Genomic DNA, 25,791 nt, shown 5'->3' on the forward strand with positions numbered 1-25,791 from the left:
CACAGGCGTTTTAGAGACTTGTACTTGTCTATGGGATATATATACTCGAATGTCGGATGTTCTTCACGTCCGAACTCACTTTCATTCCATGTCTAAAGACGGGCTGCGCCAGATATGGGCTTTCTCGTTCGTAAAATTTGTAATTCACGGCGGCCTGTGTGCACGTTCTCAGCGCCACGTGCTCTCTTGGACAGGTAGGCCGACTCTACCTACGTCGGCAATAAGCTCAAACTTCCTAAGCTCAAGTGGGTCCGTTTCGCCAACTCGAGACAGGTCGAAGGGCGGATCCTGAACGCGACGATCCGACGTAACGCCTCAGGGAAGTACTTCGTCTCCCTGGTCGTCGAGCAGGAGATCGGCGAACTGCCGAAGACCGGCTCATCCGTCGGCGTCGATGTCGGATTGAAGAATTTCGCCATCCTGTCCGACGGCACCGTGTACAAGAACGACCGCCATTTCCGCACGCTCGAGAAGAAATTGGCCCGCGAACAACGCAAGCTCTCCCGTCGTCAGCTTATCGCCATGAACAAGAAAATTAAGCTCTCCGAATCGAAGAACTACCAGAAGCAGAAGCGCAAGGTCGCGCGTATACACGAGAAAATCGCGAACAAGCGGAACGACTTCCTGCATAAAGTATCGACCGAGATCGTCAAAAACCACGACGTCATCGGGATCGAGACCCTGCAGGTGAAGAACATGCGGCAAAACCGCAAGTTGAGCAAGGCGATCTCCGAGGTCAGTTGGTCGGAGTTCTTCCGCCTGCTCGAATACAAGGCGGACTGGTACGGGAAGACCGTAGTCAAGGTCGGCAAGGCTTTCGCCTCGAGCCAGCTCTGTTCGAGTTGCGGCCATCAGCACAAAGACGTGAAGCATCTTGGCTTGCGCGAGTGGACTTGCCCAGGTTGCGGCGTCCACCATGACCGAGATGTGAACGCAGGACTGAACCTCAAACAAGAGGCCGAGCGAATCCTCGCTTCTTCAACCGTCGGGACGACGGGGCTAGCCTGATCAGGTTTCGGTCGTCAGGTCGGATGACTCAGGAACCTCCACCTCCAAGCAAAGCGTAGGTGGAGCTAGTTCAATGCGGTATCGTCATCGTTTTTACTTTTATACTGTTATGCTGTTATGCTTTTAGTGACTAAAGCATCTATTGTTTAGGATTATACGCACCTTCTCCAAACTACGTCAACACTTTTTGTCACCAAACGCATTCTACCCGCTTTTAGGACGATCATTCTTCGAGCGCCCATTCGCGATAAAGGTACTCATTTTCAGACGAAATGAGTACCTTTATCGATAAATGAATAGATTAATCTTCAATCATCATGCTCATTCCACTTGTTTTTGAGCATGATTAACAAAGTGAGCACGAAGTGGAGGGATTCGATGCGTCACTATGACCGCTGATTTTTAAGGCAACGTTCAAGGCGTTTTTAGCATCCTCATTTTTTCAGCGCGCTGCGTGCATTCGTCGCAGCGAAGACGACCATCGCGAGACCAAGCACGAGCGCGACACCGAGCCCTTTTGATAAAGCACTCCAATCGATGTCCTCCCAAAGTAATACGCCGCGCATCCCCTCCATGATGTACGTCGTCGGATTGATCGTCGCCGCGACCTTCAACCACTCGGCTTCGATCAGCTCCTTCGGGACGAACGTCGTCGACAGAAAAATCAGTGGGAAGAACAGGAGCGTCCCGGCCTGTGCGGCCTGGGCGTTCCGCGTCTTGAGCGCGACGCCGACCGAGTAGCCGGCGAACCCGAGACCGAAGCCGAGCGCGAGCAGGACGGTGAAGAAGAAGCCTGGCGCACCAGCCGGAATCGTCAAACCGAGCAGGAATGCCATCCCGAAGATCAACAGCGTCTGGACGAACAGTTGGAGCATGCCGGCAATCATCGGACCGAGGACGATCGCGGTCCGTGAGACCGGCGTCAGCAGGAGCCGGGCGAAATATCCGTTCTCGATGTCCTTGACGAGCGCCTGTCCGGCGCCGCCAGCTCCTCCGACCGCACCGGAGACGATCGACACCGGGAGGATGAAGTTCAAATAGTCGACTCCGCCGAATTGCGGGAGCGCCGAGATGCCGGACAGCCCGCTCGTATAGACGAGCAGGAAGAACACACTGATGATCAGGTTCGGGATGAAGGAGAACGGGTTGCGCAACGTCACGAGCAGGCTCCGCTTCGTCAGGAGCAGCGTCTCTTTCCACATCTCATTCACCTTCCTTTTCGTACGCATGTCCCGTCAGACGGATGAAGACATCGTCGAGCGACGGCTGCTTGACGAGCAGCGTCTCGGCAGTCAGCTGATGCTCATCGAGGTAGCGGACGACCTGACTCAGCGTCTCCATCCCCGTCGACGGCAAGATGAGCCTGCCCTTCTCGACCGTCCCGCCAAACGCGGCGCGGACGCGTTCCGCCGCCGCTCCTTCGCTGAAGGTGAGTTCGATTCTCTCCCCGCCGATCATCCCCTTCAATTCATCTGCCGTCCCTTCCGCAATCAGACGTCCCTCGTCGATGATCGCGATTCGGTCCGCGAGCTGATCGGCTTCCTCGAGATACTGCGTCGTCAGGAAGATCGTCGTGTTGAATTCTTCGTTCAGGCGGCGCACCTCGTTCCAGATCTGTTGCCGGCTCGCGGGATCGAGTCCGGTCGTCGGTTCGTCGAGAAAAAGGATCGTCGGGCGATGGACGAGCGTCAAGGCGAGGTCGAGCCGTCGTTTCATCCCGCCGGAGTAGCGACCGACCCGCTGTGCGCCATCCTCCTCGAGTCCGACGAGTCGCAACAGTTCGAGCGCCCGTGCTTTAGCCTCCTCCCTTGTCATCCCGAACAGCCGCCCCTGCAGGAGCAGCAGTTCTTCACCCGTCAAGTCCTCGTCGATGCCCGTCTCCTGTAAGGCGACGCCGATTTGCAAACGCACCTGCTGTTCCTGCTTGACGACGTCATAGCCATTGATCTCGGCGCTTCCGCCGGACGGCCGGATCAGCGTCGTCAGCATCTGGACGGTCGTCGACTTCCCGGCACCGTTCGGACCGAGAAAGGCGAATATCTCCCCCTCCTCGACTTGGAAGGACACCTGCTTGACGACTTCCTGCTCCCCGTAACGTTTCGTCAGTTCATGAACACGGATCATGCAGCACCCCTTCTTCCTTCTTGACCTCTTCCCGATTCGAAAGACCATGGTTCTGTTTACCCGTTTCTCGGCCTGACCTTCCCTGCCTGATATGCAAAAAAGACCTTTTTTCTTAGAGCAGCGCGAAATCACACTGCCCTAAAAAAGGTCTCCTCTCATATGACTTCGAACGGAATGTCCGCCTTCGCCTCCCCATTGACGAGAATCGTCAAGTGGTGACGCCCGGGATGATGGACGCGCGTCGTCAAGTCCTTGAAAGATTGGCGTTTCTGCACCGATTTTCTGCCGTCGACCGTTCCCTCGCTGATCTTGAACACCTTCCTGCTCGTCCCGCGCTTCTTGACGTAGTCGATCGCATACTCGATCCGCAACCGCTCCCGCTCTGTCGTCGTCACGTCGAACGCGAACACGAGCACCCCGCCGATCGGGATGCTGTCCGCTTCAAGACTCAGCCCTTCGACCTCGACCTCTCCGCATGTCACGAAGCCGAACAACTGCAATGCCTCCGGATGTCCCTGCTTCAGGAGCGTCCGCGACGCATGGCGGAGCACCCAGTCGGAATGCGGATGTTCCCCGAGCCGTGTCCGGACGCGTTCGAGGACGAACTCCGGATGTGTCTTCGTGATGTCATTGAGATGATTCGCGACGCTCTTGCGGACGTAGAGCGATTCGTCCGCGAGCAGCCGATCGAGGAGCGGCAACACAGGCGAAGGGTCCGCAATCAGCGACGGGATCGCCTGCCCCCATGGGAGACGCGGCCGCGTCCCTTCCGAGGCGAGGCGCCGGACGTGTTCATCCTCGGACGCACTCCACCGATGAGCCGTCAGAAGGAAGCGATCCTGGTCCTCGAGCAGGAAACGCCGGACCGCGAACTCGGACGACGAGTGCGGCGTCAGCCGCTCGAGCGCGAGCAATGCCCGTTCCCAGTCATCGGCATGAAGCTCGACATAGTCCGGGAAGACGATACCCGGCAGTCCCGGAAAGCGCGGTGCGATCGTCTCGAGGCGCGACACCGCTTCATCGAAATCGTCCGGCAGGTATCCTCCGAGCGTCGTCGCGATCAGGCGGACGCGCTGCTTGAACGCAAGCTCGTCCCAATCCGCCTCAAGCACCCGGCGCGAAAAATCAGGCGTCCCGAGCTCTTGTCCGAGCCGATCGAGCCACTCACGGGTGAAAACGTCCTTGATCAGCGACACGTGACATGACTTCCTTCCCAGTTCTTCTCGAGGCGGAGCAACGCCTCCTTGCGGGCGAGTCCACCTGCATAGCCGCCGAGGTCGCCGTTCGCCCGGATGACGCGATGGCACGGGATGACGAGCGCGAGCTGGTTCGACCCGTTCGCCCGCGCGACAGCGCGCATCGCCGTCGGCTGGCCGATCCGCAAGGCGAGTTCCTGATAGGAAATCGTCTCGCCGGCCGGAATCTTCAGAAGTTCGCTCCAGACGAGGCGCTGGAACGGTGTCCCGTACAGCGTGACCGGCGTCTTGAAAACAGGCAGTCCCGTCCCGAAATACTGCTTCAACTCCTGTTCGATCTGGTCGAAGACCGGTGACTCGTCCGGGAGGATGACGGCACGGGCACTGATCCGCAACCGTTCGATCTCGCGTTCGAGCCCGCGCCGTTCGACGAACTCGAGCAGGTGGAGCGTCACGTCGTCCGCGATCGCGAGCATCGGGCCGAGCGGCGTGTCGAGCCATTTCGCCTTGAGGACGTTCCCGTCCCAGCGTTTCGGCGCCTCGCCCATGATTTTCGCGAAGGCGTCGCGGAAGCCGCTTTCCGACTCATATCCGCTCGCGAGCTGCGCGTCGATGACGGGACGCCCCGTACGGATCTCCTTCATCGCAAGCCCCATCCGGCGTGCCCGGGCATATTCGACGAACGTCATCCCGAACCGTTTCTTGAACTGACGCCGCGCCGTCGAGGCATCGAGTCCGAGTTCACTGAAGTCGGCGTCCTTGAAGCGTTTCTCAGGCGTCGCCTCGACCGCCGCGACGAGCCGCGTGATGACGTCGCTCTCCCCCGGGTGCGACAGCGGACGACAACGCTGGCATGGCCGGAACGAAGCGAGCAATGCTTCCTTCGCCGTCTCGAAGAATTCGCAATTCTCCCGCTTCGGCTTACGCGCCGGGCACGTCGGACGACAGAAAATGCCCGTCGTCTTGACGCCGACGAAGAAACTTCCTTCATACGTCGCGTCGCGCGCGAGCAGCGCCTCGTAATATTCCTCTTGTTTGATTTCGTTCATCGCAACCACCCCTTTGTCTCCAGTATACCGGCTTTAGACAGGGAGGACCGCCGAAAATCAGGCATCTATTTTTTACTGAGAAACAAGAAGCCGCCTCCCGCTCAGCGGAAATAGACAGCTTTCACAGAGTGAGCAGCGCGAGGTAAAGCAAGCCTGCACCGGACAATCCGAACAACAGACCGAACAGGTCAGGCAAGCGCTTCTGAAAGGTGAGGACGAGCAGACCGATCGACGCGAGACCGGTCAGCGAAAGCAACATGAGCGCCGGTGTCAAGACGACCGGGAGTGCTTCGAATGCTACAGGCGTCTCGGTATTGCTGAGCGTCGCGCTCGCAAGCAGGACGAGCAGGATGACGACCCCCTCCATCCGGACGGACGGTCTCGGATCGAAAGCCGGCTCGTTCGCAAGGCGCCGCCTGACGATCGTCCCGTTGAGGAACGCATAGCCGAGCAACGGCAGAATCAGGATGTGCTTCAGCAGCAGCGCCTGTCCGTACGGCATGCCCCAGGCGTTCGCATAGTCGCCGAGCGGGACCGTCTCGCGCATCAGGAACATGCCGCTCAACAGGACGAGCATGAACAAGAAACGGGCGAGCGGACTGAACCAGCGCAAGAACGCCTGCCAGTTCTTCGCGTCCCGAGAAAGAAAGCCGGCGGCGAGGACGATCCCGATCCAGATGCTGGCGGCGCTGAAGTGCATGAACTGGGTGAGCAGTCCGACTAGGCCCTGTTTCGACGCAGCATGGCTCGTCGCAGCGAGCGCGAGGAAGAGCAACTGCGTCAAACCGATCGAGAGCTGCACGTTCTTTCGGAACAGCACAAGCAGCGAAGCAATCAGGCAGACCGCGAGGAATGCAAGCCCCGTCCCGTTCCCGGTAAGCGCGGTGCGCAGCGCGTCGATACGCGACAGGTTCAGCTCGTCCTGCAGGTAACGACCGATGCGAACGACCGGTAGTCCCGCAGAGACGACGAGACCGACCAAGGCGAACGAAGCAACATGTCCACTCGGTCGAAGCGACGGCCGCCGCTCTTGCGGAGTGGCACCAAGCAGCAACTGTCCCGTCCAAAAAGCAGCGAACATGTACGATAGGAAGTCACCGAGTATATAGATCACGCGCTCCGCCGTCTCGCAAACAGGAACAAGAGCGCAGTGAGGATGGTCGCGACGAGTCCACCTCCGACCCACGGCAGAAGCGTCGCGGCGAAACCAGAGCTTGTCGGCGTCTCGTCCTGCGTCATCGCGCTCGTCCGCATGACGCTCGCCTCATTTTTTTCTTCATTTCCCGTTGCTGTCGTCTCCTGCTCTTCCCTTTGATCAACAGCTTGTTCCGATTCCGCAGGAGCTATCGGCTGTTCGATCGTCGTCTCGCCCTTCACCGTGAAGTCGACCGTCCCTTCGATCGGATGACCGTCGGCCGAGATCATCGTCCAGCCGATGACATATTCTCCGCCTGTGAGCTCCTCTTCGATGACGGCGCTCAGTTCGTTCCCGAGGCGCATGACCCTTCCGATTTCGACCTCTTCTCCATCCTTCGCCGTTACGTTGAGCGTACTCGTCTGTTTGACCGGTGCGTCGAACGTCAGCCGAATCCGCTCACCTTCCCCTTGTATGACCTGGCCGTCTGACGGATTCGATTCCTTCAGGCTGCTATGGGCGCCTGCCGACAGCGGGTTCAGGAATAACAACCCGATGATGATGACGATACTGCGAAACATATCCATCCCTCCATTTTTGAGCACGATCCGTCTTCGTTCGTGATCGAACGTTTTTTCTCCTCACTTGAACTAACGTAGACAGTTCTCGAATGGATCAGTTTTTTCGGAATTTTTTCACTTCAGCACATCGACTGCAATTTCACGGTCTCTTTTAGTATCCTTTTTCGAAAAAATACCCCAAACTGTATATTAGGATGAATATCTCAAGCCGTTCGACCGATAAGGATACATATCTTGATTCCAAGAATTTTGAAGAAAGACAAAATACCGATTCAGGAAGAGGGAAACGACCTATGCAAGGAATCACGCAACCACTCAGTGAAATGAACGTGCTCGAAGCTATCACGAATCATACAGCGATGATCCGGTTCGACCGGAAGCGCCAAGTCGTCGACGTCAACGACCAGTTCGCGAAAGCGATGCGCTACAAGCGCTCGGAGATGATCGGGATGTACCACCATTCCTTCTGTGCGGAAGAGTTTTCTCGCAGCACGGAATACCAGCAGTTCTGGGACCGCCTGTTCTCAGGCTACAGCTATTCTGACAAAATCGAACGCCTCGACGCTTACGGCGAGACGCTTTACTTAGAGGCGACTTACATGCCGCTTTACGAACAGGATCAAGTAGTTGGTGTCGTCAAGATCGCGACCGACATCACGCAACGGCAGCGGACGATCCAGCAGTTCGCGGCGACGTTCGCCTCGATGTCAGATGAACTCGATGACCGGGCACGGCAAGGCGTCGCAGCGAGCGACTCGCTGAAGCAGATCACCCAGGCGATGAGCGCCGGGGTCGAAGAGAATCTCGAGACACTTGACGGCTTGAAGGAGCAGACGCACCAGATCAACGACATGGTCGCGACGATCCAGACGATCGCCTCGCAGACGAACCTGCTCTCGCTCAACGCGGCGATCGAAGCGGCACGGGCCGGTGAGGAGGGACGCGGCTTCGGCGTCGTCGCCTCGGAAGTCCGTAATCTCTCGAAACTGGTCGAAAAGGCGATTCTTGACATCAAAGGAAACATCGACGGGATGAACACGCAGATGCTGTCGATCGAGAAAGGCGTCACCCGCTCGCGTGAGCAGATGGAGACGAGCGGGAAAGCGATCGAGCAGACACTCGCCCAGTTCCCGGAGATCGAACGGGCAGCTGAACGCTTGAGTGAAGAGGCGCAGGCATTCGGTAAGATACTCTAAACAGATTCGGGCATTCCTCTGACGAGGAGTGTCTTTTTTCATGTTCGATTTCCACCAACCAATAATTGACAGTATGACACATCCGGTTTACAGTTAATTAATGGAATTTTCAGATATTTAAAAGAGAGGAGCCTGTCATGACGAAAAATCGGTTCTACCTCGCGATCGCTATTTTCCTTGTCTCGGTCCTGCTCGTCCGCTTCGCCGCTGTCGAGCTGTATACCGCCTTCTTCTACGACCCGGCGAAGATGCCGCCGACCTACCGCAACATCACCAATAAGGTATCGGGCGGTGAGGAGATACCTGGAGCGAAAGGATCGGATAAGATTTTCGGTCCGGGTGAACGTGGAAACCCGTTATATTTCTTGATCGATTTCAGCGATTCCCCGGGTTCGAACGGGATGAGCGGATTCGGACGCTTCCCGTGGATTTTGTTGCTCGTGATCCCGGTCGCCTACTACCTGTTCCGGAGGTGGCGCAACCGCAAAAAACACAAGAAGCCGCAGGCTGGCGAAGAATGGACGGACGAATCGTTCGAGGTCCCGGCTGAATCAAGCGCGCCTCCGACGATCGAGGAAGCGGACACTAGGATCCGTCGCGCCGTCCAGCGGCTCCATATGTCACTTCCGGGCAGCCGCAAGAAGCTACCGGAAGAGACGCTGAGCGAGTGGTTCGAGCGGATCGGTTTCGCTTCCACCTCTCCGGTCTATCACGCACACCGTTACGGTGAACTCAACGAGCACACGTTCAGCGAGTTCGAGATCGGACGCTTCGAGGCAGACGTCGATACGTATCTTTCCCACCACCCTAAAGGAGGAACCTACTCATGACCCTGCAAACCTTGATCGAAGACATCAACCGCGTCTACCTCGGAAAGCCGGAGGTCGTCGAACTTTGTTTGACCGCCCTGCTCGCGGACGGACACGTGCTGCTCGAGGACGTACCGGGCACCGGGAAGACGATGCTCGCCCGGACGCTCGCCGACAGCTTCCAGGGCGAGTTCTCACGCATCCAGTTCACGGCCGACTTGCTGCCGTCCGATATCATCGGATCCGACTTCTTCAACTTGAAGACGCAGGAGTTCGAGAACAAGCGGGGGCCGGTCTTCTCGAACATCATCCTGATCGACGAGATCAACCGCGCCGTGCCGCGGACGCAGTCCGCCCTGCTCGAAGCGATGGAGGAGCGTCAGGTGACGATCGGCGGGATGACCTACCGCCTGCCGGTCCCGTTCTTCGTCATCGCGACGCAAAACCCGATCGAGTCGGCCGGGACGTTCCCGCTGCCGGACGCGCAGCTCGACCGCTTCATGCTCTGCATCAACACCGGCTACCCGGACGCGGACTTCGAGCTCCAGCTGCTGCGCGAGGTCGTCACGAAGACGCGCCGCGCGCTCGATTCGCACATCCCGTTCGAAGAGCTGCTCCAGCTGCGGGAGGCAGCCGCTGACGTCCACCTGTCGGACGACGTCCTCCGCTACATCGTCGACATCGCTTCTGCGTCGCGTTCGCACCGCCTCGTCGAGACCGGTGTCAGCCCGCGTGCGACGATCGCCCTCTCGAAGGCTGCGCAGAGCTATGCCTTCTTGAAGGGACGCCTGTACGTCATCCCGGAGGACATCAAGCATCTCGCGCCGCACGTCCTCGCCCATCGCCTGACGCTGTCGATGGAAGGTGAGATCAAGACGACGAAGCGGGGCGTCCTCGCCGAGATCCTCGAGAACGTCACGGTCCCTGTCGAAGCAGGTATGTGACGATGGACGTCGCAAGCAACGTCTCGCCGCTGATCCATCGCCGGGCGCTCCCGCTCCATGCCGTGCTGACGTTCACCCTGCTGTTCGTACCTGGCGCGACGCCCGGCGTTCTTCTGTTTGGCGCGTGTTTCGCCGCCGGTTTCCTGATCGAGCGGTACCGGCGCCAGCTCGAACGCGACGTCCGCCTGACGGTCAAACAGAACGATGATATCCTGTTCCGCGGCGAACGCAGCCCGTTCCTGCTCGAGATCGGGAACGTCGAGGCGCTGAACGGGATGATGCGGAGCGCTTACGTCCGCATCAAGACGGACGACCGCTTCTCGGTCTATCATGAGCAGGAAAAGAAGACGCTCCATGAATTCAAGGAACTGGCCCATCGGCTGCGCTTCGAGATCGAAGGGCACGAACGGGGTCCGGTCCGGCTTCCGGAGATCGCCCTCAGTCTCGACTTGCCGCTTCGGCTCGGCCAGCTCGTCCTGACATCGCCGGCAGACGCCGAGTGGACCGTCTATCCTTCGATCGACCGCGCGCAGGCGCAGGTCGTCAAGAACATCCTCGACCTCGGCGAGCGGAAGGTGCTTCATTCGCCGCTCAAGGACCGCTCGCTCCAGATTTCGTCCGCCCCGTACCGGAACGAGCCGTCACGGCAGATCGACTGGTACGCGACGGCGAAGATGGCCTCCCTGCAGTCGAAGGTCTACCAGCCGAGCATGCAGGATACGTTCACGCTCGTCCTCGACCTGTCCTCTCCGTCCGGCATCGCCCTCCACCGTCAGTTCGAGACGCTGATCGAGAACACGGCGCTCGCCGCGCGGGAGCTGATCGCGAGCGACGGCAAGATCGAGGTGTTCATCAACCGGCTCGACGAGAACGGACGCCTCACTCACCTGAAGATCAAGGACGGTCCGCGTCAGCTGAAGCGGCTGCTGATCCTGCTCGCCGACCTGTCGGAGAGCGATCTGTTCGTCGGGACGAGCCGCTTCTCGACGTACGTCGATCGGATGAAGCAGAAGCAGAGCCAGCGTGTCGACATCCGGGTGTTCAACTGAATCCCATCTGAAAAGGGAGGACGGTGCGTGCATGCACACCGTTCTCCCTTTCTCATTCCGCATGCCCCGAGTTCATCTCCCGGAAGATCCAATCAACAAGTGTCACATTTTTTGATAATATAAAAACAAAAATGTTACACTAGGGTGAGGAGGTGAATCGTCATGAATGCTCTCTATGAATACATTGCGCAACACTACAAGCCGAACGAGCCGATCTTCACGAAAGAATTGAAAAGTGCTGTAGAAATGAGCGATGCCAACTTCCGCCAGACGATCAAGCGCCTGTCCGACAAAGGGCTGCTCATGAAGGTTCGTAAAGGCATCTACTTTCTGCCGAACAAAAAATCCATATTGAAGAAACCGATTCTCGACGTAAGAGAAATCGTAAATCGACAGTACATGAAGCAAGAGGAGGAAATCGTCGGTTACGATACAGGAACGAACTTCGCTAACAGTCTGGGATTGACGACTCAAACAGCAAGCGTCCCTACTGTCGTGACCAACAATACATCCTCTCTGCAACGAAAAGTCACCCTTTACGATAAGAAAATCATTATCAAGAAGCCTCGCGTACCGGTGAACAGACGGAATTACCGCTTACTCCAAGTACTCGATCTTTTGAATGATTTTGATCGCATCAGCGAGGAAACCCTTGACCAGGCCCGTGCAAGAATCGTCGATTACCTCCGCCAAGGAGAGATAGACAAAGAGGAAATCGAACGTTCCTTGCGTTCCTATCCTGCCAAAACCCAAGTCAAATTTTATGCGTCAGGAGTATACAATGAACTTACACATGGATGAGGATGCCTTTAAGGAAATCATCAACGCAACGGCCGCCAAGATGAGCTTAGAAGCCTTCCAAGTGGAGAAGGACTATTATGTCTCTCTCTTATTACAAAAATTATCCGAAATGGCGCCCGATATCGTCTTCAAGGGCGGAACCTCTCTGTCGAAATGTTACGATGTCATCGACCGTTTCTCTGAAGATATCGACCTCACCTTGAGAATCGACGGACCGATCGGGAACGCAGCGAAGAAACAACTGAAGCGTGATGTACTGCAAGCGATCGAGACGGTAGGATTCGAGTACTTGAATGACAAGAGAGTTCCTCCGTTAGAAACACGCTCGAGGCGTGACTTCAATGAGTATCTCGCGGGATTCAAGCAACTGTTCTCGGGAGGCACCTTCATGATGCAGCACATCAAGGTCGAGACGAACGTGACCTATCGCGCCTTCCCTTGCGAATCGCTTGCCGTCAGCAATTACATCACGAAGTTCCTGCAGCTCGAGGAGGAGCATGACTTAATCGAACAGTACGAGCTTATTCCGTTCACGATGCAAGTACAGACAATCGACCGCACTTTTCTCGACAAGCTATTTGCAATATGCGACTACTACGAGGACGGAGTAAGCCATCGTTACTCGCGACATATCTATGACATCCACATGATTTGGAGCAAAGGATTCGTCAAGAGGGATGCGCTCAAGGAGCTGATTCCTCACATCATCGCAGATCGACAATCAGGTCCGAAGACATATTCCTCTCGAGAGGGTTATCCCTTGTTGGACCGACTCAATCGAATCATCGACGAGGACTTTTACAAAAAGGACTTCGAGACGAATACGCTGGAGTTCCTCTCTCGTGAAACCGTCTATGAAGAAGCGATCCGCTCGCTGAATGAAATCATCACCAGTGATTTCTTGCCTAAGACCATCGACACGAGCCGAGAGAGCGATCCTAATCGATAGAGGACGGTCGTCCTGCTGCTCGCCGATCCACCTGAGAGCGTTCTGTTCGTCGGGACGAGCCGTTTCTCGACGTACGTCGACCGGATGAAGCAGAAGCAGAGCCAGCGTGTCGACATCCGGGTGTTCGAGGAACGCTCCGCTTGAATCCTATAACACAAGACAACCGGCAAGGGTCATCTTTGACCTTTGCCGGTTGTCTTGTATCGACTCACCTTTCTCCAGTGTTCATGGCGTCACTTTCAATTGCCCCATCATACCGTTCTCCTCATGCTCAAGATTGTGACAGTGATACATGAACGTCCCTTCCTCATTGAACTCGATCGCGATTTTCACTCGTTCTCCCGGAGTGACGGCGACGGTATCCTTCCAGCCTTTCTCATTGGCTGAAGGCACCTTTCCGTCGCGCTCGAGAATGCGGAACTGGACACCATGGATATGGAACGGATGGGTCATGCCACCCATCATGTCTTTTTCATTGTAAATCTCCCATACCTCCGTCACGCCCCTCTTCACTTCGATATCGATTCGGTCCGGGTCGAACCGTTTTCCGTCGATCGTCACCATGTTGCCCATTCCGAACAGTGTCAATCGACGGTCGACTTCCGATGATTTTCGGTTCAAGGACGATTTCTCCTTGAGACCCTCCAGATCCGCCGCGCTTTTTTCAAGCCCTTTGATGACGAACGTATTCACGGGAATGCCGTTCGCCTGCAACTCGATTTCATCCCCCACTTCGTTTTTCGAGAAATCGATGAGGATTTCGGCCCGCTCGCCTGGAGAAAGCGCTACGCGGTCCAAGCTGACAGGTTCCTCAAGAAGACCGCCGTCACTCGCAATTTGCGTGAACGTCTCTCCTCCCGACAAGGAGAATTCGAAGTTCCGGGCATTCGATCCATTGACTAGACGCACCCGCATGAGACTTCTTTCCACATCGAACTCGGTGTTGATCGCGCCGTTTGCGATCAACGTATCACCGACTGTCCCGTCGGCGTTCATGGAATTATCGTAATTGAGTGTCCCGTCTCTTTCAAAAAGGCGATCCTGTACGATGATCGGGATGTCATCGACCCCGTACTCATGCGGAAGATCGATCTCGCTGCCCTCTTCCGTCACATAGAGCAGACCCGCAAGACCTTGATAGACTTGCTTGGCCGTCGATCCCATCGGATGGGGATGGAACCAGAGCGTAGCCGCCTCCTGCTCGATATCAAGACGAACCCGTCTTTGCTCCCCCTGCTTCACCGGCTGGTGCGGCCCTCCGTCCTCTTTGCTTGGAATCTTGAGCCCGTGCCAATGGAATGTCGTCGGTTCAGCTAAGCGATTGACCGTATCGATGTAGACGGTCTTCCCTTTTGGCAACTTGATCATCGGTCCGAGCAAGTTGCCGTTGTATCCGAGTGTCGGGGTGCGTTTCCCGTTCGCGAAAAACTGTGTCTCTCCCTGTTCAGCCCGCACCGTATAATAGACGGCGCCTTCCGTCTCCCGGTCCGGCTTGAGTTCCGGTGGGATCGGCAACGGTTTCGGCGGTTCGCTCGACGTGGCAAGATCGATGTTCGCCCCGTGTCTCATCATTCCGTTGCCGCCATTCCCATGCATGTTCCCCATACCGTTCATGTTTCCAGTCGAATTGTCGCCCATCATGAAGCGGTGATTCAGGTTCGTGCCAAACAACAAGATCAGGATGAGCAATATCCCGACCGTAAAACCGCCCAGTATATACCATTTGATTTTGCTTTCCATTTCCGTCCACTCCTTCGTACGCTATGCCCCTCTTACCTTGTTTATACCTGACGAATGTGAAAACTTTGTCAAAAGTTCAGTTACTTTCGAAATGAAGTCGAATTTCCTGATTCCCCGTTTCCATATACACCATACGGGTATATGGTATGCATAGGAGGGATGAACATGAAACACGAACATGAGCATCATTCGACATCGCACGAGGCACATGACGATCATCATCAGGAAGATGGACACGGCAATCATCACGAAGGTATGATCGCGGATTTCAAGAGAAGGTTTTTCGTCTCGCTTGGCCTGACCCTGCCCATCCTGCTTCTGTCCGACATGATCCAGGAATGGGCCGGATTCGACCTTTCGTTCGCCTACGATCAGGAAACATTGTTCATCCTTGCGACGGTCGTCTACCTGTACGGGGGCTGGCCATTCCTAAAAGGCAGCATCGACGAGTGGCGGGAACGGAATCCCGGCATGATGATGTTGATCGGACTCGCGATCAGCGTGGCATACTTCTACAGTGTCGCCATCGTCTTCGGTTATGGCGACGGACACGATTTCTTTTGGGAGCTTGCGACATTGATCGTCATCATGCTGCTCGGACACTGGATCGAGATGCGTTCCATCATGGGGGCCTCGAACGCGCTCCAGGAACTCGTGCGCCTGCTGCCGAGTGTTGCACACCGCCTCACCGGAGAAAAATCAGAGGACGTCCCGGTCTCAGCGCTCCGAAAAGGTGATCTAATCCTCGTCAAACCGGGCGAGCAGGTCCCTGTCGACGGAACGATTCTCAAGGGACATACGACGGTCGATGAATCGATGCTGACAGGCGAATCGTTGCCTGTCGAAAAAGAGACAGGCAATCTGGTCATTGCAGGGTCAATCAATCAGGAGGGCAGCATGACGATCGAGACGACAGGTACCGGGGAAAGCACCTATCTGTCGAAAGTCATCGAATTGGTCAGTGAAGCCCAGGAATCGAAATCGCGCACCCAGAACCTCGCGAACCGTGCGGCGAAATTGCTCTTCTTCGTCGCGGTCGGCGCCGGTGTATTGACGTTCGCGATTTGGCTGTTGCTCGGCTATCCGGTCAGTATGGCTGTCGAACGGATGGTGACGGTCATGGTCATCTCATGTCCTCATGCACTCGGTCTCGCCTCGCCCCTCGTCGTCGCCGTCTCGACCGCCCTGTCTGCCAAACGGGGACTGCTCATCCGGAACCGGACCCAGTTCGAAGAGGCGCGCCAGCTCGATGCGATCATTTTCGACAAGACAGGAACGCTGACACAAGGAGACTTCGGCGTGACCGACTTGAAACCACAAGCCCCCTATACAGAGGAAGAATTGTTGCGCCTCGCAGCCGGCGTCGAGATGGCTTCCCAGCACCCGCTCGCCAGAGGAATTTTGCAGGCCGCTGAAGAACGGAGGCTGGCGTTCGATCCGGTCGACAGCTTTGAATCGATCACCGGTGTCGGGCTGCAAGGACGAATCGATGATGCGCTCGTCCAGGTCGTCAGTCCGCGTCATGTGCGGCAACAGGACATCCTGATCGAAGAAGAGGCGTTCGAGCAACTCTCGGCATCGGGCAAGACGGTCGTGTTCGTCTTGCGTGACGGAGTGCTCGTCGGCATGATCGCCTTGGCCGACATGGTCCGGGAGGAAGCGAAGGATACCGTACAAGCGCTCAAAGAACGCGGCGTCCGCTCGATCATGCTGACGGGTGACAACAGGAAAGTCGCCCACTGGGTAGCCGATCAGCTCGGGATCGAAGAAGTTTACGCGGAGGTGCTTCCGGACGACAAATCGCGCCAAGTGAAGAAGATTCAAGCGGAGGGACGTAAAGTCGGGATGGTCGGTGACGGAATCAATGACGCTCCGGCTCTCGCTCAGGCGGACGTAGGTATCGCCATCGGCAGCGGTACCGACATCGCAGTAGAGACGGCCGACATCGTCCTCGTCCGAAGCAACCCGGGCGACGTCCTCTCGGTGCTTGACTTGTCGCGCAACACCTACAACAAGATGATCCAGAATCTGTGGTGGGCAGCAGGATACAACATCGTCGCCTTGCCGCTCGCAGCGGGAGTGCTGGCTCCGGTCGGCATCCTGCTCTCCCCGGCGATCGGAGCGGTCCTGATGAGCCTGAGCACGGTCATCGTCGCCCTCAACGCGAGGACGCTGCGCATCTGATTCCGCTTTTTCACAAATCTTTCATCTCTGTCTCTTACACTGAGAAAGATGCAGAAGATGGAGGGATCTGGAATGAAGGGTAAGCTTATATGGACGACCATCGCAACCTTCTCCTTGTTAAGCGGATGTGCGACAGACGAAAAAAAGGAAGCATGGGTCCCCATGGATGAGGGGACGAGCGTCTCTCATATCCACGGCGCCGGATTTTGGCAGGAAGACGGCCGACCGGTCATCGCCACGCATACCGGCCTGATGGAATACCGGAAGGATGGATGGTACGAGCTGACGTCGAATCGGCATGACTACATGGGATTCGAGCTGGTCGAAGATGGATTTTTCGCAAGCGGCCACCCGCAACCGGACTCCCCTTATGAAAACCCGCTCGGCGTCGTGCGCGGAACCGACAAAGGCACGAAACTCGAGATCCGTTCCTTAGAGGGAGAGGCCGACTTTCACTACATGAGCGCCGGTCACACGTCAATGAGTCTGTACGTCTTCTTAGGCGAGGCTACGAAAGGACTCTCTCCGGGGTTCTACCGGTCCCTCGACCAGGGCAAGACGTTCGAACCGATGAACCTGACGGGTGCCGATCCTCAAGGAATATCCGGCATGTTGGCCGATCCCAGCCACCCGATGCGCGTCTACCTGTTCGGCCCTGCCGGCATCCTCGTATCCAAAGACGGCGGTGACTCGTTCGAGCCGCTGTTTGAACGGGAGAACATCTTAGCGGCCGATGCAGACGAGGGGCATCTCGTCTACGTCAGCAAGTCCGGTGCCTCCTATGAGTTGACCAGTTATCTGCTTGGCAACGGCGCTCGTGAGCGAATCGATGTCCCGGAACTATCCAAGGGAGCACTTCCCGTCAAGGTCGTCGTGCAAGACGAGCGCCTGTTGCTCGTGGCCTCGAACAACAGCGTCTATCAGTTCGAGGGCGGAGCATGGACCGCCTTACTCGATCAAGGAGAATAAACGTCAAGAACGCCCTTTGCCTGCCTAGACAAAGGGCGTTCTCGACGTATAGGGGAGGAAGACGATGAAGGTCGTGTACGACTCCCCATCCGATTGTGCCGTCAGCTTCCCGCCATGGAGACGGACGATCTGGTCGGCGATCGCAAGGCCGAGGCCGCTGCCTCCGGTAAGGCGGGACCTCGACTTCTCGACCCGGTACAAACGGTCGAAGATATGCGGGAGGTCCTGTTCCGGGATTCCTTTCCCGTCGTCCGCGATGATATATTCCAGACCGTCGTCTCGCAACGTCACGTCGAACGTTACCTGATTCGCTTCGCTGTGCTCGATCGCGTTATGGGCGATCGACCGGAACACCTGCAGGATCCGGTCGCGATCGAGATCGAGCAACACGTCTTGTCTCGGACAATCCGCCCGGCTCAAGAAGCGGATCGCCGTCACCCGGAACATGTTGCTCAGCAGACGTTCCAGGTCATGGCAAAGCTCATCCCCGCGGACATTCTGGCGGTGAAGCGTGAATGTGTTCTCATCCAATTGCGCCAGCTGGAACGCATTCTCGACCATCTCCGTCAGTGCTTGACTCTCCTCTAGGATCGTCTGGATGGACTGTTTCTTGAGTGCGGGAGGAGTCCCCGGTTTCGAGGCGATTTCTGCGTATCCCCGCAAATAAGTGAGCGGTGTCTTGATCTCGTGGGCCAAATCCGACAAAAAGCGGTTTCGCTCCTTGCGAAGACGAGCCAGTTCAAGCGACATGGACTCGATCGAGCGAGCGAGTTCTCCGATTTCATCCTCCCGAGAAGTAGGTAGCCTCAGCTCTTCAGGATTTTTCAAAACGTCTTCAGTCGCGCGCCGTAGCAGCCGAATCGGATTCGAAATCAGCCGGCTGAGCAGAACGAATGTCGCGATGGTGATGATCAAGGCGACACCTGTGATGTACAGGAAGCGGAACTGGAGACGGTGGCTGATGCCATGGATGATTTCAGTCGGCAGGAACATGTAGACGTATCCGTCGAGCGATTCCTCGCCTGACACGATCGGCGTCCTGACCGCTAGATACGGTCTGTTCTCCCAGTCATCATCGATCACCACGGTCTGATCGGTTTTTCCGCTGACAGCGTCCATCCGGACCAAATCGGATAAAGCCTCAGGAAACTGTGCAGAGGTTTTTAGTACCCGCTGGTCCGAAGAAGTGATCGCGACCTTCGTATCCGTCTCGCTCTCCATCGCCGCCACGTGGCTGATCGTCTCCTGCGTGAAGCTCGATGACAGGACATGGGAGTGACTTTCCGCCCGTGACTCGAGTCGATTGATTTCTTCCGTCACCCGCTCCCCGAGCAGCGTGTGATAGAGCAGCAGGAACAATACCCCTTCGATCAATAGCGTCGTCAACAGAAAGATCAGGCTGATTCGAAACGGCAGGCTCTTCCAACGTAATTTCATTGATGTCGTCCCTCCGCCCAGCGATAGCCGCGTCCCCAGACGGTCTTCAAGTAGTCATCGATCGGGAAACCGGCTTCCCCGAGCTTGTCACGGATCATCCGGATGTGGGCATCGACCGTCCTCGGGTCGGACTCGGAGGAGTACGGCCAGACGAGCTCATACAGGTCGAGCCGATTGTACAGGCGGTTCGGATGCTGCAAGAAGAGCTTCAGGATGGCGGTCGCCTTAGGCGTCATGAGAATCTCTTCGTCACGGTAGAGGATACGGCCGCTGTCCTCCTCATAGCGGAGTTCGGCATAGCTCTGATTCGTCGCACGGCTTCTTCTCAACACGGCCCGGATACGAGCCAGCAGGACGTTCCCGTCAAAAGGTTTCGTCACGTAATCATCTGCCCCGGCGTCCAGTCCGCGAATCGTCGAATCACTGTCAGACCGTGCCGTCAGCAAGACGACCGGAAGCGTGGCGTCGAGTGCTTTGATTCGTCGACAGAGGGTGATGCCGTCAATCCCCGGCATCATGATGTCGACGATGACCAGATCCGGCCGCTCCGAGATCTTTTCGAGTGCTTCTTTTGCATCCTTCGCCTCGATGCACGTATAGCCGTCCCCTTCAAGAAACAGGCGCAGCAGGCGCCGCATCTTTTCTTCGTCATCGACGATCATGATGTTCATTAGACATTCCTCCTCTTCGTACTTCGACTCAAAAAAGACCGCTTCACATGATTGTTTTTACGTGAAGGGGTCTTCGGATATCTTTATTTATTTTCGATTATTCTACTGCTTTGACGAAGCAGCAGCTCCGTCGGCAGGACGATCTTCTTGCCAATCTTCCTGCCATTGAAGCGTTCCATCAACAGCTCGACGCTCGCTTCCCCCATCATCTCCGTATGGACGTGGACCGTCGAGAGGGCCGGGTACACGTACTTCGAGACGCTGATGTCGTTGATGCTGATGATCGAAAGGTCTTGCGGGACGCGGATCGCTTTCTCGTGGAGTGCCCGCAGCGCCCCGATCGCAAGCGTGTCGCTCGCGACGACCAGCGCTTTCGGCAGATTGCCTTCCGCGATGAGCGCGTTCATCATCCGGTACCCGTCGTCGGCGTGAAATTTCCCGACCAGCATCCACTCCGGGACGAACGCTTCCTGCGCCTTCATGAAGCGGACGAACGTCTGCTCCCGGGCATCCTCGAACACTTCCGTGCCGTCGCGCGACGTCTCGCGTCCTCCGATGTAGCCGATCTCCGTCAGGCCCTGCGCAAGGAAGTGATTCAGGATTTTCAAGGTCGCCTTCGAAAAGTCCGTCACGACCGAGTCGAACCGCTCATCTTCCGGCGTGTAGTCGACGAACACGATGGCTTCAGCCGCCTGCTTCAAGGAGTCGATCTCGCGCCGGCTGTACTTGCCGACCGCGATGATTCCTTCTACGTTCGCCTGACTGACGTTTTCGAGCTCCTGGTACGTATACTTGTGGACTTCGAGGCCTTGCTGGCGGCAGGCGTTTTCGATGCCATGACGTATCGCCATATAGTACAGGTCGTTCAGTTCCTCTTCTTCCGTGAACCAATGCACCAATGCTACTTTTTGAACACGTGTTTTTTTGGAGCCCTTCTTCTGGTAATCCATCTGTTCCGCGATCTCGAATATGCGTTGTTTGGTCTCTGCCGTCACAGACAAAGTCGGATCCAAATTGAGTACACGCGAGACTGTCGCGATGGAGACGTTCGCCCGTTTCGCTATGTCTTTGATCGTAGCCATTCATTTCTCCCCTATACTATTCAGTCGTTAACGCGTAGACCGTCGTCGCCTCGTATGTCTTCCCCGGGACGAGAAGCGTATCCGGGCTCGCGGTCCGGTTCATCTCGTCCGGCAAGAACTGGGCTTCAAGACAAATCGCACCATATTGCGGAATCGCACCTTCTGCAAGCACGATCGAGCCATCCAGCTGATTGCCCGTATAGACCACAAGGACCGGCAAATCCGTCTTGACCGCGAGGCGCCTGCCGGTCGACCCGTCGAACAGCGTCGCCTGCACCTGGCCGGATGGTCCGCTCAGGAAGAACGGATGGTCATAGCCACCCTGCGCCCGCTCGAGTTGCTCATCGAGGCGATGGAACCCTTCGCCGAGGAGGCGTGGCGTCCGAAAATCGAACAGCGTTCCTTCGACCGCGATTTTTTCGCCTGTCGGAATCGAGTCTTCCCGGATCGGCGCGAAATGCTCCGCCTCGATCTGCAATTCCTGTGAAGCGATCGACTCGCCGATTTTACCGAGCTGAAAGTAGCTGTGGTTCGTCAAGTTGCAGATCGTCGCCTCGCTCGTCGACGCCCGGTACGTGATGATGAGCTCATCCTGGTCCGTCAGCTCATAGGTGACCTCGATTTCAAGATCGCCCGGATACCCTTCCTCCATATCGGCACTCGTCCGGCTGAGGACGAGCTTCTGCCCTTCCGCCTCGACCTGCCAGACGTGACGGTCGAAACCCCGTTCGCCCCCGTGCAGGTGGTTCGCCCCATCGTTCTGTGCGAGCTCGTAAGTCCTGCCGTCGATCCGGCATCGTCCGTCCGCGATCCGTCCGGCATGCCGACCGACGATCGCCCCGAAATACGGTGACTGTGCGACATACTCTTCCATCGTCTCGAAACCGAGGACGATGTTCGAGAAGTTGCCGGCGCGGTCCGGCGCCATCCACTTGCGGATGATTCCTCCGTAGCTCAGGACGGAGATGGCATGGTTGTTTTCGTTGCATATAGTATATTCGAAAATCGGTTCATTGTTCAAATGCCCGAACAGACGCTTCATCCTCGACTCCCCCTTGCTGATTGACGGTCTCGACGAAACGGATCACGCCGGCATATCCGGTTTCATCCTGCTTGTAGACCCCGCAGTCCTCGAGACCTTTCAAAAATTTCTTTCCGACCGCCTGATGGACAAATACTTCTGCGTCGCCATTCATCGATCGTTTTAAAGCCGCTGCCCACTCCTGATGAATCGCGGCCACGTTGGTTTCCTCCCCTTCAAGGAAGCGGGTGACCTCCTGAAGTTCGGACTCGAGGCGAGCAGGCAGGACGGCGAGCCCCATCACTTCGATCAAACCGATGTTCTCGCGCTTGATGTGATGGACGTCCTCGTGCGGATGGAAGATTCCCATCGGATGCTCCGCAGTCGTCCGATTGTTGCGAAGGACGAGATCAAGCTCGAATTGCTTCCCGCGTTTCCGCGCGATAGGCGTGATCGAGTTGTGCGGCTGATCCGTGACGGCCTGTATTCCGAGCTCTTCGTCCGAGTAGGAACGCCACTGCTCTAGGATATGCGAAGCCGCTGTCTTCAGCTGGTCCTTGTCCGCTGCGCGCAACCGGATGACGGAGAGCGGCCATTTCAGATAGACCGCTTCGACTGAAGGAAAAGCCGCAAAACGGAGCGGGAACAACTCCTCTGCCCGCGCCATCGCGAAATCATGACGTCCCCCCTGATAGTGGTCGTGTGACAGAATCGACCCGCCGACGATCGGCAAGTCCGCGTTCGAGCCGGCGAAGTAATGCGGGAACTGCTCCACGAAATCGAGCAGGCGCTCGAACGTCCCCCGATCGATCACCATGTCGCGATGGTCTTCTGACAGGAGGATGCAGTGCTCGTTGTAGTAGACGTAAGGCGAGTACTGGAAGTACCAGGGCTGGCCGCCGAGCGTAAGCGGGATCACGCGGTGGTTCGAGCGCGCCGGATGGTCCAGACGTCCCGCGTACCCTTCGTTTTCGACGCACAGCAGGCACTTCGGATAGCCTTCTTCCCCTGCTGCCGGCCGCATTCGTTTTTGCCGGGCGATCTCGGCCGGGTCTTTCTCGGGCTTAGACATGTTGATCGTGATGTCGAGTTCACCGTACTCCGTATCGACCTGGTAGGAGATGTTCTTCGCGATGCGCGCCGTCTGGATATAGTTCGACGCCTGCGACAGCTGATAGAAGAAAGACGTCGCTTCAGACGGATCATGCTGATACTTCAGCCGGAACGTCCCTTCGATGTCGGACGGCTTCGAGACGAACACGTCCATCACCTTGGCGGCGAGTATCTCCTTCTCTTCGAGGAAGTTCCCGATCAGGCCGTTCGCGACGGACGCTTCCGTGAGCGATTCGAGCAGTTCCGGGATCGTACCGGCGGCGCGCCCAACTTCAAGCGGCTTGACCTGCAGCAGGTCGAGCAAGCGGTTTCGGCAATAGATGGCGTCACGCGGCGTGATCACCCCATGCCGTTCGGCTTCCTCGATCAGTCCGTTGATTTGTTCGTTCATTTCATTTCCACCTCTCGATAGCCTTCCGGATGGGCCTGATGCCACTTCCAGGCGTCCTCGATGATGCGGCGCACGTCCGTCCGGGTGGGATGCCAGCCAAGCACCCGTTTCGCCTTGTCCGAGGAGGCGATGAGCCGTGCCGGATCACCGGCACGGCGTTCCTGCTCGACCGCCGGGATGGCGTGTCCCGTCACCTGACGTGCCTGATCGATCATCTCCCGTACCGAGAATCCGGTGTTCGAGCCGAGATTGAAGATGTCGCTCTCCCCGCCCTTCTTCAAGTAGCCGAGGGCGAGCAGATGGGCGTCGATCAAGTCCTCGATGTGGATGTAGTCGCGGATGCATGTGCCGTCCGGCGTCTCATAGTCCGTCCCGAAGATCGCGATCGACGCGCGCTTGCCGTTCGCGACCTCGAGCACGAGCGGCAACAGATGCGTCTCCGGCTGATGGTCTTCCCCGATCGTCCCATCAGCGCGCGCGCCTGCTACGTTGAAGTAGCGAAGCGCGACGAAACGGATACCGTGCGCGGATTCCGTCCACCGCATCATCCGCTCCATCGCGAGCTTCGTTTCGCCGTAGGCCGAAGTCGGATCCGTCTTCGCCTCTTCCGTGATCGGCATGATCGTCTGCTCGCCGTATGTCGCAGCGGTCGAAGAGAAGACGATCCGCTTGACCTGGTGTGCGGCCATCGCTTCAAGCAGGCACTGCGTCCCATGCACGTTATTATCGTAGTACTTCAAAGGTCTTTCCATCGATTCACCGACGAGTGAGTTCGCGGCGAAGTGGATCACCTGTTCGATTTCTTCTGCCGAGAAGACGCGATCGAGGAATGCCCGGTCACGAATGTCTCCTGCGTAGAACGTCGCCCCTGAATGGACGGCTTGCCTGTGCCCCGTCTCCAGATTGTCGATCACGACGACGGCTTCCCCGCGGTCGATCAACTGATGAACCGCGTGTGAACCGATATACCCTGCTCCGCCTACCACTAATGTCGACATCAGACTTCCTCCTTTAGTTCACCTAAGTTCAATTCATGTGCGCCTTCACCGATCGATGCCGCGTAGAAGGTCGGCGCGTAACCGACTTCCTCGCGGTAGCGGCGTTCCACCGCTTCCATGAATCCATCCATCCCGTCAGTCGGGACGAGCGCGATGGCACATCCGCCAAACCCTGCGCCGGTCATCCGTGCACCGACAGCACCGTTGTCCCACGCCGCCTCGACGAGCGTATCCAGTTCGACACCGGTCACTTCATAGTCGTCCCGCAGCGAGACATGCGAGGCGTTCATCAGTCGCCCGAACTCCTCGAGCCAGTTCGCCTTCAGGGCGACGAGCGCCTTGAGCGTCCGGTCGTTTTCATAGACGGCATGGCGCGCCCTCTTGATGAGCACCTCGTCACCGATCGCCTGCCGGACACGTTCGAAATCAGCCGGGCTCACGTCCCCGAGCGCCTTCACCGGCAAGACTGACTGTAAGCGCCGCAGCGCCTCCTCACATTCAGTCCGGCGTTCGTTGTATTTCGACTCCGCCAGTTCACGGCGCTTGTTCGTGTTCATGATGACGATCGAAAGTCCGTCGAGGTCGACCGGTGCATATTCGCATTCGAGCGTGTCACAGTCGAGGAGCATCGCATGCCCCGCCTTGCCCATCCCGATCGCGAACTGATCCATGATGCCGCTGTTGACCCCGATATACTCGTTTTCGGCCCGTTGACCGAGCTTGACGAGTTCGATCGGCTCCACGCCGAGTCCATAGAGCGCGTTCAGACCGAACGCCGTCGCGAGTTCGATCGAGGCGGACGAAGAGAGCCCCGCTCCGTTCGGGATGTTCCCGAAAAACCACATGTCGACGCCGTGCAAGGTCTGCCCCGTCCGCTCCCGCAGCAAGGAGAGCATCGCTTTCGGATAATTCGTCCAGTCATCCTCCGATCTGAATCCAAGATCGTTCGATCGCCGTTCAACGATGCCTATTTCGGGGAAGTTCTCTGAATAGAAGCGGAAGACATCATCCTCGCGCATCGTCATCAAGACATATGTCCCGAACGTCAAGGCAGCCGGAAAGACATGTCCTCCGTTGTAATCCGTGTGCTCTCCAATGAGATTGATTCGGCCTGGTGCGAAAAAAAGATGTGTCGGTTCTCTCTCGAACAGGCGCTTGAACGACACGACCATTTGTTTCTGATCCATAATGATCCTCCTCGGGCAATAAATAAGTAAACGCTTTCACAACTCATTCTAATGATTTATTTTACTAAAAGTCAACGTTATTTTACTAATTTTTTCAGCATAAAAAGCCGACTAAAGGTTTATGAAATTTAGGTACAGTAGCTACAAACACTTAAAA

General features: G+C 56.9%; 22 protein-coding genes and 1 pseudogene. 9 read left to right on the top strand and 14 right to left on the bottom strand.

Features of this window, described 5'->3' with window-relative positions; genetic code table 11:
* Positions 1 to 219 precede the first annotated feature (219 nt).
* Positions 220 to 1,008 (top strand): annotated as a pseudogene (locus tag DFG60_RS09355) (RNA-guided endonuclease TnpB family protein); the annotation flags it as partial.
* Between the two features lie 434 nt (positions 1,009 to 1,442).
* Here DFG60_RS09355 and DFG60_RS09360 read toward each other — a convergent pair.
* From DFG60_RS09360 to DFG60_RS09385, 6 genes are all read right to left on the bottom strand, one after another.
* Positions 1,443 to 2,210 (bottom strand): ABC transporter permease, encoded by a 768-nt coding sequence (locus tag DFG60_RS09360; RefSeq protein WP_114571499.1) that lies wholly within the window; start codon positions 2,208 to 2,210, stop codon positions 1,443 to 1,445.
* A 1-nt stretch (position 2,211) separates the two neighbouring features.
* Positions 2,212 to 3,132 (bottom strand): ATP-binding cassette domain-containing protein, encoded by a 921-nt coding sequence (locus DFG60_RS09365; RefSeq protein WP_114571500.1) that lies wholly within the window; start codon positions 3,130 to 3,132, stop codon positions 2,212 to 2,214.
* 155 nt (positions 3,133 to 3,287) lie between these two features.
* Entirely contained in the window at positions 3,288 to 4,328 is a 1,041-nt protein-coding gene (locus DFG60_RS09370; protein WP_114571501.1) for a DNA alkylation repair protein, read from the bottom strand.
* On the bottom strand, positions 4,319 to 5,377 hold the full coding sequence (locus DFG60_RS09375; protein ID WP_114571502.1) for a bifunctional transcriptional activator/DNA repair enzyme AdaA: 1,059 nt from the start codon (positions 5,375 to 5,377) through the stop codon (positions 4,319 to 4,321). The genes DFG60_RS09370 and DFG60_RS09375 overlap by 10 nt, the downstream gene beginning before the upstream one ends.
* A gap of 121 nt (positions 5,378 to 5,498) precedes the next feature.
* Positions 5,499 to 6,491, bottom strand: coding sequence for a copper resistance D family protein (locus DFG60_RS09380; RefSeq protein WP_114571503.1), 993 nt, complete (start codon positions 6,489 to 6,491; stop codon positions 5,499 to 5,501).
* Positions 6,488 to 7,093, bottom strand: a complete 606-nt coding sequence (locus DFG60_RS09385; RefSeq protein WP_157964517.1) for a copper resistance CopC family protein — start codon at positions 7,091 to 7,093, stop codon at positions 6,488 to 6,490. The genes DFG60_RS09380 and DFG60_RS09385 overlap by 4 nt, the downstream gene beginning before the upstream one ends.
* 293 nt (positions 7,094 to 7,386) lie before the next feature.
* Here DFG60_RS09385 and DFG60_RS09390 point away from each other — a divergent pair, with 293 nt between their 5' ends.
* The 6 genes from DFG60_RS09390 (at position 7,387) to DFG60_RS09415 (ending at position 12,841) form a co-directional block, all read left to right on the top strand.
* On the top strand, positions 7,387 to 8,289 hold the full coding sequence (locus tag DFG60_RS09390) for a methyl-accepting chemotaxis protein (RefSeq protein WP_114571505.1): 903 nt from the start codon (positions 7,387 to 7,389) through the stop codon (positions 8,287 to 8,289).
* 137 nt (positions 8,290 to 8,426) lie between these two features.
* Positions 8,427 to 9,119 carry a hypothetical protein gene (locus DFG60_RS09395; protein WP_114571506.1) on the top strand — a complete coding sequence of 231 codons (693 nt, stop codon included), beginning with the start codon at positions 8,427 to 8,429 and terminating at the stop codon, positions 9,117 to 9,119.
* Positions 9,116 to 10,042, top strand: coding sequence for an AAA family ATPase (locus DFG60_RS09400; protein WP_114571507.1), 927 nt, complete (start codon positions 9,116 to 9,118; stop codon positions 10,040 to 10,042). The genes DFG60_RS09395 and DFG60_RS09400 overlap by 4 nt, the downstream gene beginning before the upstream one ends.
* 2 nt (positions 10,043 to 10,044) lie before the next feature.
* Complete coding sequence (locus DFG60_RS09405; protein WP_114571508.1) at positions 10,045 to 11,091, top strand: DUF58 domain-containing protein; 1,047 nt, start codon at positions 10,045 to 10,047, stop codon at positions 11,089 to 11,091.
* A gap of 162 nt (positions 11,092 to 11,253) precedes the next feature.
* On the top strand, positions 11,254 to 11,892 hold the full coding sequence (locus DFG60_RS09410; protein ID WP_114571509.1) for a DUF6088 family protein: 639 nt from the start codon (positions 11,254 to 11,256) through the stop codon (positions 11,890 to 11,892).
* Positions 11,873 to 12,841, top strand: coding sequence for a nucleotidyl transferase AbiEii/AbiGii toxin family protein (locus DFG60_RS09415; RefSeq protein ID WP_157964518.1), 969 nt, complete (start codon positions 11,873 to 11,875; stop codon positions 12,839 to 12,841). The genes DFG60_RS09410 and DFG60_RS09415 overlap by 20 nt, the downstream gene beginning before the upstream one ends.
* 225 nt (positions 12,842 to 13,066) lie before the next feature.
* Here the strand turns inward: DFG60_RS09415 and DFG60_RS09420 are convergent, their stop codons facing one another.
* On the bottom strand, positions 13,067 to 14,581 hold the full coding sequence (locus tag DFG60_RS09420; protein WP_114571511.1) for a multicopper oxidase family protein: 1,515 nt from the start codon (positions 14,579 to 14,581) through the stop codon (positions 13,067 to 13,069).
* Positions 14,582 to 14,740: 159 nt separating this feature from the next.
* On the opposite strand from DFG60_RS09420, the gene DFG60_RS09425 reads away from it, so the two are divergent.
* Both DFG60_RS09425 and DFG60_RS09430 read left to right on the top strand, forming a co-directional pair.
* Positions 14,741 to 16,765 carry a copper-translocating P-type ATPase gene (locus tag DFG60_RS09425; protein ID WP_114571512.1) on the top strand — a complete coding sequence of 675 codons (2,025 nt, stop codon included), beginning with the start codon at positions 14,741 to 14,743 and terminating at the stop codon, positions 16,763 to 16,765.
* 162 nt (positions 16,766 to 16,927) lie between these two features.
* Positions 16,928 to 17,734, top strand: coding sequence for a F510_1955 family glycosylhydrolase (locus DFG60_RS09430; RefSeq protein WP_114571513.1), 807 nt, complete (start codon positions 16,928 to 16,930; stop codon positions 17,732 to 17,734).
* 24 nt (positions 17,735 to 17,758) lie between these two features.
* On the opposite strand, the gene DFG60_RS09435 is transcribed toward DFG60_RS09430, so the two are convergent.
* From DFG60_RS09435 to DFG60_RS09465, 7 genes are all read right to left on the bottom strand, one after another.
* Positions 17,759 to 19,171, bottom strand: coding sequence for a sensor histidine kinase (locus tag DFG60_RS09435; protein ID WP_114571514.1), 1,413 nt, complete (start codon positions 19,169 to 19,171; stop codon positions 17,759 to 17,761).
* Positions 19,168 to 19,842, bottom strand: coding sequence for a response regulator transcription factor (locus tag DFG60_RS09440; protein ID WP_114571515.1), 675 nt, complete (start codon positions 19,840 to 19,842; stop codon positions 19,168 to 19,170). Before DFG60_RS09440 ends, DFG60_RS09435 begins: the two co-directional genes overlap by 4 nt.
* A gap of 83 nt (positions 19,843 to 19,925) precedes the next feature.
* Entirely contained in the window at positions 19,926 to 20,924 is a 999-nt protein-coding gene (locus DFG60_RS09445) for a LacI family DNA-binding transcriptional regulator (protein WP_114571516.1), read from the bottom strand.
* 16 nt (positions 20,925 to 20,940) lie between these two features.
* Entirely contained in the window at positions 20,941 to 21,966 is a 1,026-nt protein-coding gene (locus DFG60_RS09450) for an aldose epimerase family protein (RefSeq protein WP_114571517.1), read from the bottom strand.
* Positions 21,935 to 23,449: a UDP-glucose--hexose-1-phosphate uridylyltransferase gene (locus tag DFG60_RS09455; protein WP_114571518.1), complete on the bottom strand. Its 1,515-nt coding sequence runs from the start codon at positions 23,447 to 23,449 to the stop codon at positions 21,935 to 21,937. Before DFG60_RS09455 ends, DFG60_RS09450 begins: the two co-directional genes overlap by 32 nt.
* Positions 23,446 to 24,447, bottom strand: coding sequence for a UDP-glucose 4-epimerase GalE (galE, locus tag DFG60_RS09460; protein ID WP_114571519.1), 1,002 nt, complete (start codon positions 24,445 to 24,447; stop codon positions 23,446 to 23,448). Before galE ends, DFG60_RS09455 begins: the two co-directional genes overlap by 4 nt.
* Entirely contained in the window at positions 24,447 to 25,634 is a 1,188-nt protein-coding gene (locus DFG60_RS09465; RefSeq protein ID WP_114571520.1) for a galactokinase, read from the bottom strand. Before DFG60_RS09465 ends, galE begins: the two co-directional genes overlap by 1 nt.
* Between the last annotated feature and the right edge of the window lie 157 nt (positions 25,635 to 25,791).

This window comes from Exiguobacterium flavidum, assembly GCF_003344535.1.
GTDB lineage: Bacteria > Bacillota > Bacilli > Exiguobacteriales > Exiguobacteriaceae > Exiguobacterium_A > Exiguobacterium_A flavidum.

Coding starts and splice junctions, on each gene's coding strand:
- DFG60_RS09400 (WP_114571507.1), top strand. CDS start 9,116: ATGACCCTGCAAACCTTGATCGAAGACATCAACCGCGTCTACCTCGGA.
- DFG60_RS09465 (WP_114571520.1), bottom strand. CDS start 25,634: ATGGATCAGAAACAAATGGTCGTGTCGTTCAAGCGCCTGTTCGAGAGA.
- DFG60_RS09450 (WP_114571517.1), bottom strand. CDS start 21,966: ATGAAGCGTCTGTTCGGGCATTTGAACAATGAACCGATTTTCGAATAT.
- DFG60_RS09390 (WP_114571505.1), top strand. CDS start 7,387: ATGCAAGGAATCACGCAACCACTCAGTGAAATGAACGTGCTCGAAGCT.
- DFG60_RS09440 (WP_114571515.1), bottom strand. CDS start 19,842: ATGAACATCATGATCGTCGATGACGAAGAAAAGATGCGGCGCCTGCTG.
- DFG60_RS09435 (WP_114571514.1), bottom strand. CDS start 19,171: ATGAAATTACGTTGGAAGAGCCTGCCGTTTCGAATCAGCCTGATCTTT.
- DFG60_RS09430 (WP_114571513.1), top strand. CDS start 16,928: ATGGATGAGGGGACGAGCGTCTCTCATATCCACGGCGCCGGATTTTGG.
- DFG60_RS09365 (WP_114571500.1), bottom strand. CDS start 3,132: ATGATCCGTGTTCATGAACTGACGAAACGTTACGGGGAGCAGGAAGTC.
- DFG60_RS09375 (WP_114571502.1), bottom strand. CDS start 5,377: ATGAACGAAATCAAACAAGAGGAATATTACGAGGCGCTGCTCGCGCGC.
- DFG60_RS09385 (WP_157964517.1), bottom strand. CDS start 7,093: ATGTTTCGCAGTATCGTCATCATCATCGGGTTGTTATTCCTGAACCCG.
- DFG60_RS09425 (WP_114571512.1), top strand. CDS start 14,741: ATGAACATGAAACACGAACATGAGCATCATTCGACATCGCACGAGGCA.
- DFG60_RS09410 (WP_114571509.1), top strand. CDS start 11,254: ATGAATGCTCTCTATGAATACATTGCGCAACACTACAAGCCGAACGAG.
- DFG60_RS09405 (WP_114571508.1), top strand. CDS start 10,045: ATGGACGTCGCAAGCAACGTCTCGCCGCTGATCCATCGCCGGGCGCTC.
- DFG60_RS09415 (WP_157964518.1), top strand. CDS start 11,873: ATGAACTTACACATGGATGAGGATGCCTTTAAGGAAATCATCAACGCA.
- DFG60_RS09455 (WP_114571518.1), bottom strand. CDS start 23,449: ATGAACGAACAAATCAACGGACTGATCGAGGAAGCCGAACGGCATGGG.
- DFG60_RS09445 (WP_114571516.1), bottom strand. CDS start 20,924: ATGGCTACGATCAAAGACATAGCGAAACGGGCGAACGTCTCCATCGCG.
- DFG60_RS09395 (WP_114571506.1), top strand. CDS start 8,427: ATGACGAAAAATCGGTTCTACCTCGCGATCGCTATTTTCCTTGTCTCG.
- galE (WP_114571519.1), bottom strand. CDS start 24,447: ATGTCGACATTAGTGGTAGGCGGAGCAGGGTATATCGGTTCACACGCG.
- DFG60_RS09360 (WP_114571499.1), bottom strand. CDS start 2,210: ATGTGGAAAGAGACGCTGCTCCTGACGAAGCGGAGCCTGCTCGTGACG.
- DFG60_RS09420 (WP_114571511.1), bottom strand. CDS start 14,581: ATGGAAAGCAAAATCAAATGGTATATACTGGGCGGTTTTACGGTCGGG.